The sequence below is a fragment of the Methanosarcina sp. A14 genome, assembly GCF_001729375.1.
Taxonomy (GTDB): domain Archaea; phylum Halobacteriota; class Methanosarcinia; order Methanosarcinales; family Methanosarcinaceae; genus Methanosarcina; species Methanosarcina barkeri.
This window is the reverse complement of sequence record NZ_LZPK01000045.1, coordinates 1-11,877: the sequence shown is the minus strand read 5'-3', so window position 1 is coordinate 11,877 and position 11,877 is coordinate 1. Positions and strand designations below refer to the sequence as shown.

Sequence of the window (11,877 nt, the reverse complement as noted above, 5' to 3'; positions counted from 1 at the left end):
GAATAGTATAATTTCAAGATAATATTAGTTTTGAGATAAACTCGTTCACAAAAGTTTTCCTCTAACAACCATTAACTCCTCAAAAGAAACCTTTTTTCTTGCCACAACATCAACCACAAACCCCATATCTATCATTTTCTCCTTAACGGCATCCAGCCCTGTAATAGAAGAGATAAGCACAAGAATTTCTCCTTCTGGCTTGAGATAATTTCTTATTTCATCTAGGAACATGTTAAGAGTGTCTCTTCCGCTAATTCCACCATCAAAAGCATAATTCAGCCAGCCAGGAACCTTTTCTTCCTCAGAAGTCGGGAGATAGGGCGGATTAAAGAGAATAAGGTCAAAAAGAATATCAGGATTTTTGGACTTTATTCCTCTAAAAAGATCAGTACGAATAACCTCCACGCCATTTACTTTTGCACAGCGAGCGGCATGGGGGTTAATTTCCGTAGCGACCAGACAAATCCTTTTCAGGTTTGCAAGAAGTACAGCAGATACAAAACCCGATCCTGTTCCGATTTCAAGAATGCGCATGCCTGGCTTTGCCTCTTTAAGGACTGCGTCGGCAAGTAAAAAAGAATCTTCTGCAGGCTCATAGACAAGGTCCGTGTCCCCGAGCTTAATCCGAGCTTTTCTGTATTCGATTTCAACCATAATTTTCGAGTTCTTTATTTTTTTAGTTATATTGCCCTAAGCTTTTTATTGCTCATTTAATTCATTTTCAAAAAATGACTTTTTTAAATCAATTATTTGATTTGCAACCTGTGCAAGCTCTTCAGGAGTCAAGTTTTCAGCGCGTTTGCTTATTATATCCTCAGGCAGCCGGGCAATAACCTCTTTGATGCTGGGAATTTTGAGTACATGGTTCATGTTCAGAATCGCATTTTTCAGTTTTTTCCGTCGCTGGCTGAAGACTGCAGATACAAAATCCATGAAAAAGGCCTGGTTTTTGACTTCGAAAGGCGCAGGGCGGGGAACGAGTCTGATAACTGCCGAATCAACTTCCGGTGCCGGCTGGAAAGCACTTTTTGGAACCTTCATCAATATAGAAGCATCAGCAAAATAGCAGGTATCGACTGTTAAACGTGAATAATCCTTACAATTGGGTAAGGAGACCATCCGGGCTGCAAACTCATACTGGTACATGAGAATGCCAAGTTTGAAGTTATGGCGAAGAAGCTTGAAAGTTATCTCAGATGAGATGGAATAAGGAAGGTTTGAGACGACCTTATTGAATTCCGGGAACTCGACTTTCAGTGCATCTCCTGCAATAATCTCAATATTTTCGACTTTATCGAAACGGTCATGGAGAACTCTGACAAGGACAGGGTCGAGTTCAATTGCAATTACCTTTTTTGCTTTTTTTGCAAGTCTTTCAGTCAGGTTTCCGATACCTGCACCGATTTCAAGAACTACATCCTCAGGTCCAAGCTCAGCAGCAGCTACTATTCTGTCTAGATAGCCTGCATCGACCAGAAAATGCTGATCAAAAGTGCCTCCTTTTATATTATATTTTTTAAGAAGAGAACGAACCAGACTGAAACCTCCTGAATAAATCGAGTAATAAATAGAGTACATTGCTAAGTAAATTAAGTACTTTGATCTAACACGGAATCTTTGGTCAACATTTGGTCAATAATGGTATCTGGATCAATAATGGTATCTGGATCAATAATGGAATTACTATAATTTAAATGATGAAAATCAAAAACTGAAAAAGTTAACCTTAAGAGCCATACTGAAAAAATAGATCCGAGAGAGGTCATCTCACTCGGCTTACTGTCGGCGCGGTGGAGCTGTGAACAGTCTGTACTTGATGAAATCATCCTTGAGTTCCTCTTCAATCCTGTGGGCAAGGACTTTAGCCGGGTCATGCAGGCTTGGAATTCTTTCCCGGATATCCTGAAAACTCTTGAAGTCTCCTTTTTTGCGCTCATCGATTATAGACCACATGAGTTTTTTTCCTATCCCGGGAAGGAGGTCAAGCATGTGCAGGCGGGTAGTTATGGAATGCGCATCGTTGAAAAACTTTACAAAATGTGCTTCCTGATACCTCACACAAGCCTCAAGGATAAAAGGCAGTTCGAGATTCGCTCCTGTCGTAAGATCCAGGTGTCCGATTCTCTGCTTTACGTGGTCGATTTCATCCCGGTCTCCCGATCCTATATAAACTCTTGACTGAATCTGAGGAACCACACCGTTTTTGGGAACAAGCTCCATAAGAGTGAATTTTTTATCTCCCACAGCCTGGACAAGAGGTTTTTTCTGGTATGCAGAAGTGCCGTCAACTGATTTTCCATATGGAAGATAGTCAAGAACCCATGCATACTCTTCTCTCTCCTGTGAGCTTTCCAAGGACTTTCTGGATGAGCGCGGAGCTCTTTCTGATCGTCTCTCGAATTGCGGTTTGCCTGTCGGACGCCTGCCGCCATAAGAAGGTTTTTCAGCAGCTGATCTGCCAGCGTACGATCTACCTGATTGCGACTTATCTACTCTCATCAGCACCCATCCTATCAATTGATATGAAATCCCAAGGAAATCTGTGTTCAGGACATATCTTCTCCTGATATGCCCAACTCGCGTCCATTCGGTTTGGAACCTATTCATTAATCGACTGTCGACAATTCACAAATTTCTGGTGTTCTATGTGTCCTGTAAAACTTTAAACTACCCTGTAACCAGCATCCCCGGACTCTATATTCAATAACCCAAAGAGTCCTCTGTGTTTGAATTCGGGTCAGGTATTCCCTGACACTTTAAAGTACTCTAAGTTTCGGATACTTCCCTTATAAATAAGAAGATGAAAACTTCTATATAGGTTATTCCCTTTGCATTTAAGTTTTATTCAATCGTTTCCAACACGTAATCGAGAATTTGATCAAGTTCTTCATTGCTCAGGGTATATTTTTCTTTAGCGTAGATTGATCGGATTTCATCCCTGGATTGAGGCAGAATATCTGCGATCCTGATCGCAATTGAAGGCTTCATTTTTTCGAGTTCTAACAGCCTGTTAACCAGTTCTCTTGATTTTTCTCCACTGATCTTTGAGAATTGTTCAGCATGGCGAAGAGCTTTTCTAAATCCATATCCGACTTCAAGTCCCTTCTCTCTGCGCTCTTCGGCGATCCTGGTAAGTAGTTCTCTGACTTCGGCCAAGGTCAATAAATCTTCACTGAGGACTTCCTTAACTATCATTGGAATACACTCTTTTCGACTTAAAAGTTGTAACAATCTGCCATTCCCTGCTGAGTAATCTCTTCAAATCACTCTTCAATTCTCCAGGAGTTCCCGGCAAGTAAATTTCTGCCTGTAAATATCCGGAAATCTGAATTGGCCCCGAGATTGCTTACCTTTTCTCATAGATAGGCACTCTTCAGATTACCGTTATGCACGAAATTCGATCTTATTTAATAATCTAAAATTGTTCCGAATAATCTTTTCCTGATCTGGATCAGGTATATGTCTGACAAACGATATATAATTATAGATATTCACATCTCGAGATAATAAATCACCATGTAGGAATAAAGGACCAATTTTTTAAAATCAGTTTTCTTTAAGTCCCCCACCTCTTTTAAGCAGTTTTCCAGGGGACACTGGGTTTTTTACATTTAATTACAGATCCTTATCTTATTACAAGTTACCGAAAACCCTGACATGAGCCCGAGCCTACGGCAAAAGCCTGCATACTGTAAACTCAGGTAAAATGAGTTAGGTTTTACAACCTAACTGCCTGGAATATATATTAATACTTCTGCGGTTTAAGGTGCTGAGGGAGAGAGATAACTTCCTTCATCGCATTTCCGCTGCGGACTTCAAGAATGTACGAACGACCGCGCTGTCCGAGAATCTTTCCGGTAGAACCCTGGAATTTTGGATTAGGCATGCCTTTCTGAATGCTTGGGTCAATGTCAATATGGACCATTTGCCCTTCTTCGAATTCCTGAATTGCCTTGCTTACAGGGGAAATCCCTCTTTCACGAACTGTCTTCTGTAATTTGTACCTTGTGCAGCGTTTTTCGCCGTGGGAGTTTGTCATCGCATGTTCCTCCTTAGAATGCTCGATTAATTAGTCTATAGTATATACAGTTTTTCTCTAGATAAGATGGATATTATTTAAATAAGACGTTCAGTCAGGCAGTATTTTCCTGACTCTACATATTAAATAAATCTGATTCAGATTGAGTTTAAATATCGACGTTGACCACATCAAGATCTTCCACAAGCGCAGGAATCCCTAAAAGTCCGCTCAGACTTGGGTTTGTCCTGCCCTCATCTCCGGAAACAAGCTCTTTTACATACAGCCCGCCTTCGCAGTTTACTGTTATGTAAGCGTAACCTTCGTCTGTCAGTTCGTCGAGCTTGATGCCATGCACATGCCTTTTCCTGACAAGGTCGGCCCGCCTGTGAACTACCCGCCTTGGAGTCTGCTGTGAGATCTCTATGCCACTCAAAGCCTCAAGGCTGGATTTAAGCTTTTCCTCCGAAACAGGCTCTTTAAATGTAACTTTAAGCTTATAAGTTTTATCCGCCTTTGAGCTTTTCAAGGTCTCAATCATATTCTTTCCGGTGAAAGAAAACTCTCTTACCTCAACTTTTCCGGCAGCTTCCTCGTTAATATTTCGCATAAGCTCTTCAAGGTCTGTGCTTCGCTTTACAGGGGATTTTGCTTCTACTACAAAAGGCCTGCCGCTTCCCAGCATCAGGGCATCGATATCTTCCCTGCCAGAGCCATGAAAAGCCGTATCAACTGCCTGGAAAGCCTTAACTACAGGCCCTTTTATAAGTTCATCTACGGATTCCTGATACTGTTTTCCTGTAAAATTGCAGCGTTCACATCCTTTGCCCTTGCATTTCCTGCAAGGCCAGCGCGTCTGGGGAATTCCCCTGATAAGTTTGCGGTAGCGCCCTAGAAGATATACCGAGCGGAGCTGGAGATCAAGCTTGTTTTTTGCGAGGTCAAGAGTAATTGTAATATCAGGGTTTTCAAAATCCACGTCTTTCTGGACTTTTTCGGCTATCCGCTTGCCAACTTCCCTGTTTAGCTCGGTCTTAAGCTGTTCGGCATATGCAGTCCCAGCCTCAGCCCAGAGCATCTCCTCGTTTTCACTCAGAAGCCCGCTGACCTTTGTACCTACAAGAAATGTAGAATATTCGAGTCCTTCAAGGGCTTTTACAGCTTTATCGGCCCATTCATCCAGCTTTTTAAACTGGTCAAGGCAGACCCAGCACTGTTCATCTTCACCCTCTATTCCGAGAGCCTTTCTCGCAAATACACTGCAAGGAGCAAGTTCTTTGAGAAGGGAATCATCATTTTCAGTTTTGTAGATCCGGTCCCCTTCAAGGACAAGGGCGAGTTTCAGGGCCTGCCCCCGTTCTCTGTTGCTCAGGCCTGTGGATAATTTTGCAAACTGACGGCCCAGACAGTGGTCACATATCGGGCCTTCATGCAGAATCTTTTTTGAAATTTCGAGTACATCCATTTTCTTTCACTTTCTTACGCTCTTTGTTTGGGAAATAGACCTGGGAATGAGTGATAAAATTAAAGGATAAGTAAAGGGTAAAAGCTTCTTATCATCTCTTAATGCTTCTGGTCATCATTTAATATGTTACCACTCAATCTTCGACCCTGCTGTCAGCTTCTCCGGGGAATTCTCCCCTTTCAGCCTCAGCCCTGTCCAATTCATTATGTATAAGGGTTATGCAGTGATTAGAATGGAGGGAAAGAGGACCTACCGAGATAATTTTCGCCCCTGCCTTAAAGAGCTGTGCTTCCTCCTCTTCGGTAACTCCTAAATGGTCTCCAAGGATGAAGACCGGGTCACGGATTTCATTTGCAATTGCCCTGATATCCTCTCCGTCTTCTCTCAGGTAGAGCAGAGTGCGACCCTCAAATTTCGAGAGCAGGGAATCGAGATCTCCTCTACGAATCCAGACACCTGGAGTGGAACGAATATCCTGTTCGCTTGCGTCCTTCTGCAGGGCTTTCTGGATAAGTGAACCGCTGCTCCGCTCGTCCGGGTTAAGGTATCTAAGGTGCAGTCCTTCAAACCTGATGATTTTTCCGGGATCAGGTTCTCCCAGAAGGAGCAGGTGTACATTTACGTCCCTGCGCATTCCGAAAGAGAGAAAAAGGGCAGAACTCACGCAGCGGCAAAGAATATCCATTCTTCCCGCAGAACCTGGAAGATCATTTAAAGTAAAGTCGCCGCTTGTATATGCTTTATGCCCTATAATAACGATATCGCGCATGGGCACTATATTTACGCAAGAGGTATAAAAGATGTACGTAAACTTTTTTGGGAAAAAAGGTTTTTTGGTTCCAAACCTTATATTAGCGAATTTGTTTACAAAGTGAAGGTTTTTATCAATTAAAAGAATCGAGAATGGTTCTGGCTTCAAAGTAATTAAAAAAGACGACAACCATGTGATTTTCAACATAAAAACGATAGATTAATAAATCAAAGTAACCGGATTTGTCAATTTTGCAGGTTGGGAACTTAACGTAACTGACGATGTAATATATATTAACCCCGGAAATGGTAGAGTGGGGGGAAATCATATAGTGTATGCTGACAATCATTGTGTTACTTTATCTAATTACGGTTTTGCAGTCTAAGTTGCTTCATAACTTGCTATCTAATAGAAGTTATTCTCTCCAGTTTTAGGATACTCAAATATCCTGAAACTGGTAGCTCTACTCAATGAAAATCAACACACCAGAAAATTTTATATAGAATGGTAAACAACTTATAGAGTATTGGCTCGGCATCAGAATTACGCTTTTTTATTCATTTTATGCTATAAGTGTTAAATAATCGTAAGTTGCTGACTCTTTTGCTAATTGAATTGGCGTGATTACTTGATGCTTTCAAGCTGCAAACGACTTAATGTAAGAATAACAAGAGATGTTAATATATGTCATGTAATCATTACCAAAGACCAACTAAACCCGTTGGAATTATGACAGAATCTGGATTAAAGGTTATACAGCCCGAAGAAATCAAAAAATTTTGTACAGCTTTTTGTGTAAGATACTACCCATCAGTAGAGGAGAAGAAAGACTATTGTACAAGTGATAATTTCGAAAAATGTGAACGATATATGAAACGACATCGTGGACAAGCTAGATAATGACTGAAGCTGAGCCGGCTTAAATCTCTATTAGTGATTGGAATATTTGGGCATGCTAAATACCCCAGCAACCGACCAAGCGCAAACTTAAACAGTGCCACAGTATTCGTTTATATTTCGGAACATATCAAGGATGTCAGTAAATAGAAGATCAAACTGATTTGGAAGGCTATCTGGATATTCCCTACCCCAAGCATCGTGGCTAACAATGTTAGACCACTTTATCATAGGTCGCATTCGGGCTGTGAACTCTACTAATTTGTTAGACACTTCATCGGGTAATATGCCAATAGAACTAATTTCATTCGCAACGAAGACGAATTGGTCTACATGATACTCAAGTCTTTTATCATCGGCTATAAACATAATATACTGAGCGTCGTCATTGAAATAGATTTGATCAGCTGTTGAATAAGACCTCCAGTCGTTAATAAATCCCAACAGAACTTTGTTTACTAAAATTTGAGCTGTCAGCACACGATCTTCTTCAGCTATTCTTTTGTCCCGCATTCTTAAAATTTCATTATATAATATATCAGATAGAGCCATAGAAATGGCTATGCTTCGATATATATTAAACATTCTTATTTTATTTTAATAACACTTCAGGTATATTTGACGTTTTTCATCGCCACAGTATGCTAACGAGATGTTTGACTAAAATATTGACTAAAATAAAAAACTTTTCATAAGATTACACTGCTTAATCTAACAAACATATAAAAATAACTTCATAGAGGATTATAGAGTGGTAGATATAAACAGTATACATGGAGATAAAATCGAGTTCCTTAAGTCGAATATTGCGGCGTATGAAAAAAGAATCGAAAAGATTAAAAGAGAAAAGCTAAAAGCACAAAAAATACTTGGTCCGAATATCATTGATGATGTTTATGATATGCGTATAAAAACAATTGAAGATGGAAAGCAGCGTTTCGAAAATTTATTGAAAGAGTTAATGGAAAATCAAGCGATGTGACATATTTCTAGGCATCGGGATATGCACAAATATACCAACAACTAGCCCGGGCTTGAATCTCTACTGGAGCCGGAATACTTGAGGAGCTGGCCAATCCCTACTGTACGTTACGTAGATCGACGCTACTGGGTTTTAAGGATATGCTTGAACAAATCCTAAGACAATATCCCTGAGCCAGAGGATTGCTGAAGGGACAATGTTGTCACATCGAGGTAAAACCTGAAGCCATCAACTATAGTAAAGATAGTTTTAACCTTAGTTGACTCGAACTGGCCAGAGCCACAAAATCGATTACAGTTTAACAAATCTCGGACCTTTATGGTTAAGATTTTCTTTATCTTATTCCTAATAAAGTAAAGTAATAGCCTGTCATAGCAAAAATATAACGGTATCAGCCAAAAGCGATTTTTGAGATATACCTGGAATAATTACACTGGCTGGAGTATATCTATGATATGGAAGATTAAGCTGAGCAGGAAGAGGTTGAGCAATGTTGCAGTAGCTTCTGAAGATTATTCACGAAGCAATGTCTATTTTAGCCAACTGTGAAGACTTAAGATCTAGCTTTAAAGGAGTTCAGGGGTTCGAATTCCATCCATCACACTAAATTTTGGGGTTATAGGTAACTCTAAAAAATGCAATGCAGTTTTGTGTAAATAATGCACACCATTTTTTAAAAATCCCTGTAAAATAATTCTTTATTCATAATTTTCTTCAAATAAAACTCGAAAAGTATAACCTATTGTAAAATATAAACAGTGCTATTTTTCGGTTCTTAATTGGTCATATATAAAAATACATTGTTAAATTATATTCAGCTTTTTATATACTTTATTTTTAGTTAATATTTACTCAAATGAAAATGTTAATCTACTGTGAAAATTAAAACAGACAATATATACTCTAATTCTAATATTTAATAAGATCTGGTTTTAATGGTAAACGGCTCCAGTGATTTAGATTCTGAATTTGAAAAGCATATAATTAACCCACTTGAAGATGAATTAAAAAATTTAAAAATAAATTTGAGTGAAAACGGAACTAAGTTAGAAACCTTAGATAAATCAATTCAATCGAAACATAAAGATTATGCCAACGGATTAAGTATCTATAGCAACGAATTGAATACTTACAGAAATGAAGTAGTAACTAAAATTACTAAATGTTTAAACTCCAGTAGAAATATTATTGATTCTGGTAAAAAAATTTTTAACAATTGTATAGATCATTTTTATAACCAATTACTTAAAAATGTTGCATTAGTTAGCTTTTTGTTTATCGTGTCAGTATTTTTTTTAGGAATACGTGGCTTAAATACTGATGTTTTTGGAGGAAATCATACCTACTTACTTGGGAATAGTTTTCCTATAAATAGCAAAGTTTCCAACATGCTAATTAACTTACTACTAGTTTTATTATATATCGTTGCAATTTTTCTTTCAGTATATATCTCTAGACAAAAATCTAAAACAAAATTGAAACTAACTCAAGAAAGTTTTACAACTAATATTAATGCTCTAGAAAATGATACTAGTAGTATAAGACAATTAAAAGACAAACCTTATTCTACTGATCTGTGTTCTATTGACTCTGAAAATAAAAAGAAACAAGAGGTTTTTCGAGAATTTGCGAATTCCTTCCAAGATTCGATAACAGTATTTAAAAGAACAATTCCAGCCTATAGAGAAATAAATGAAATGGAAAAGTATAGAGAAAAATGGCATTTGGAATGTAATAAATTAAAAACTGTGGTTGCTTTCTTTGGTTTGGATGAACTAAAAGATATAATAGACAATGTGGGAAAAACTCCTGTTATTAAATTGAAAGGCTCAGATGATAGAACCATTAAAAGCTCTATTATTAACTCAGTATGTGAAAGAGCCTTCTTTGATGAAGTTTTAATGAATCTTTTTGTGTCATATTACGAAGAAAGTAGAAAAACTGAAAATATTTGGGAACAAATCAAAGTTGATAATAACAAATTACATCCACTAGCTGAGATATTGTTAAAATTAAAAAAGCTAAATTTTGATAAGGATGTTTTAACCGGAAATATTCTACAAAAAATTCTCGCTAAGACTCAGTTTTTTAATCTAACTTTAATAACAAACAATGTTTCATTATACATCCGTATACGTAAGTTCCTAATAAACTATCGAGAGAAACTTCATAATGAAAATATATTTTTGGAAATTCAATTAAATGATGAGGAAATTGTTGAGAATATAAGTTTTGAGGATACTTTTGAAAACAATTTTTTAAATGTTTTCTGCAAAGAACTACACCAATCTTTAAATGTAAATTTCAAAGATGCCTATGTAGATGCGTTAGTGGCAATTATTTTAAATCAGGATATTAATTTCAGGGACGAAGTATGCAAGATCGCATCAAGAAATGATGAAGCCGTATATGTTTTGATGGCCTATCACGATTTACGTAAACAAAAAGGAGAAGGAAACGAACAGTTTTTACTCTCCAATATCTTTGATCAAGGTGAAACGCCTTCCCAGATGAAAGAAAAGATTGAAATCGACCAAGGAAGTAAGAAGACATATCAATATTTTAAATTGGGTTTATCTAGAGGGGAATGGTATGAGTCGAGTCAAATAATAACCCAAAAAATGATTAAAGAACTTTCAGACAGAATAGACCATGAACAAAAATATCGTTCTCTCAAAATTGCATTTACAAAAGTTCTAACAAAAGTAAATATAAATACTTTAGATAAAGCGGTTGATGCAGGACTTTTTTCTGTATACTTGATTCTTACTTCAAAACCTGCAAAAGGAAGGTTTCTAGATAATATAGTGGATAAACTTTCAGTTAGAAGTAATAAATGCGAAAAAAGGAAAAAAGGAACTTCAACTAGAAGTTATGATACTGATATAGTTGAATCTTTTAAATCAAAATTTGGAATTTCACTGCTTTTTGATTCAAGCACTCCAATATATGATTTTGAGAAATACTCTGCATCTACTAGAATTGGTATACTTGATAAAAAAATTTCATTTACTACTTTTGTTGATAGGATAAATAAAGACATTGAGAAGTTATTGAAAGCAGAGAATGAAAAAGATCCTACTAAGAAGTGGGAAGATATAGGTTTTATAGTGTTGAGAATTAGTCCTTCAAAGTATAGTTTTGGAATAATGAATGAAAAAATAGAAAAAACTTGCAATGTTACATCAACAAATTTAGATATTGCAAAAAAAATTGCAACACTTGCTTCAGATTATCTTTCAGATGCTGAAAAGACAGTTATCTCTACTTTTGATAATACTGTAAATCTTGTAGATATAATTGAGCAGCTTACTATTTTTGACTTCATGTCACCAGTAGTACAAAAAGAATTTAGTAAATATAATAGTTTCTTAAAGGATGAAGACTTAAGAGTTTCTATTTACAAATGTTTGGAAGAGAATGGCATTGATTCTTTCAAACAGTTAAGTATTTTCCTTCATCATGATAAAGAATTAAAAAATAAACTCAAAAACTCTTTCTCTTCTTGTCTAGATAGCTTGTATTTTACCAAAAGAAGATCAAGACTCAATAAGAGTACACAAGAAGTTTTTGTTAATGAATTTTTGGATACACTAGAATCATTAAATGAAATTTGGAATATGTAATTCAGGGGTTAAGAACCTCTGAAAGATAATTTTAATAGCTTAGAGCTAATTCCCAGCTTTTTATACCTAGATTAATATTTGTTTTATAACTTCATATTAAACTGTCTCTCTCTTTATTTCCTTGACTTTGGACTTTAA

General features: G+C 37.0%; 10 protein-coding genes. 2 read left to right on the top strand and 8 right to left on the bottom strand.

Annotated features, from left to right (window positions below):
* Nucleotides 1-45: 45 nt before the first annotated feature.
* The 8 genes from A9239_RS03115 to A9239_RS03080 form a co-directional block, all read right to left on the bottom strand.
* The gene (locus A9239_RS03115; RefSeq protein WP_048155225.1) at nucleotides 46-654 is read right to left on the bottom strand and encodes a HemK2/MTQ2 family protein methyltransferase; all 609 of its coding nucleotides are present in this window, start codon (nucleotides 652-654) and stop codon (nucleotides 46-48) included.
* A 45-nt stretch (nucleotides 655-699) separates the two neighbouring features.
* Nucleotides 700-1,578, bottom strand: coding sequence for a 16S rRNA (adenine(1518)-N(6)/adenine(1519)-N(6))-dimethyltransferase RsmA (gene rsmA, locus A9239_RS03110; protein WP_230669100.1), 879 nt, complete (start codon nucleotides 1,576-1,578; stop codon nucleotides 700-702).
* A gap of 198 nt (nucleotides 1,579-1,776) precedes the next feature.
* On the bottom strand, nucleotides 1,777-2,499 hold the full coding sequence (locus A9239_RS03105; protein WP_048118303.1) for a DUF655 domain-containing protein: 723 nt from the start codon (nucleotides 2,497-2,499) through the stop codon (nucleotides 1,777-1,779).
* Between the two features lie 342 nt (nucleotides 2,500-2,841).
* Nucleotides 2,842-3,195, bottom strand: coding sequence for an RNA polymerase Rpb4 family protein (locus A9239_RS03100; RefSeq protein WP_048118301.1), 354 nt, complete (start codon nucleotides 3,193-3,195; stop codon nucleotides 2,842-2,844).
* Between the two features lie 550 nt (nucleotides 3,196-3,745).
* Nucleotides 3,746-4,039, bottom strand: coding sequence for a 50S ribosomal protein L21e (locus A9239_RS03095; protein ID WP_048118299.1), 294 nt, complete (start codon nucleotides 4,037-4,039; stop codon nucleotides 3,746-3,748).
* A gap of 148 nt (nucleotides 4,040-4,187) precedes the next feature.
* Entirely contained in the window at nucleotides 4,188-5,483 is a 1,296-nt protein-coding gene (locus A9239_RS03090; protein WP_048118296.1) for a tRNA pseudouridine(54/55) synthase Pus10, read from the bottom strand.
* Nucleotides 5,484-5,616: 133 nt separating this feature from the next.
* Nucleotides 5,617-6,252, bottom strand: a complete 636-nt coding sequence (gene trmY, locus A9239_RS03085) for a tRNA (pseudouridine(54)-N(1))-methyltransferase TrmY (protein WP_048118293.1) — start codon at nucleotides 6,250-6,252, stop codon at nucleotides 5,617-5,619.
* Nucleotides 6,253-7,221: 969 nt separating this feature from the next.
* Nucleotides 7,222-7,683 carry a hypothetical protein gene (locus A9239_RS03080; protein WP_141706355.1) on the bottom strand — a complete coding sequence of 154 codons (462 nt, stop codon included), beginning with the start codon at nucleotides 7,681-7,683 and terminating at the stop codon, nucleotides 7,222-7,224.
* Nucleotides 7,684-7,882: 199 nt separating this feature from the next.
* Here A9239_RS03080 and A9239_RS03075 point away from each other — a divergent pair, with 199 nt between their 5' ends.
* Nucleotides 7,883-8,113 (top strand): hypothetical protein, encoded by a 231-nt coding sequence (locus A9239_RS03075; RefSeq protein WP_048155232.1) that lies wholly within the window; start codon nucleotides 7,883-7,885, stop codon nucleotides 8,111-8,113.
* Nucleotides 8,114-9,048: 935 nt separating this feature from the next.
* On the top strand, nucleotides 9,049-11,739 hold the full coding sequence (locus A9239_RS03070) for a hypothetical protein (protein WP_048155235.1): 2,691 nt from the start codon (nucleotides 9,049-9,051) through the stop codon (nucleotides 11,737-11,739).
* Nucleotides 11,740-11,877: the final 138 nt, after the last annotated feature.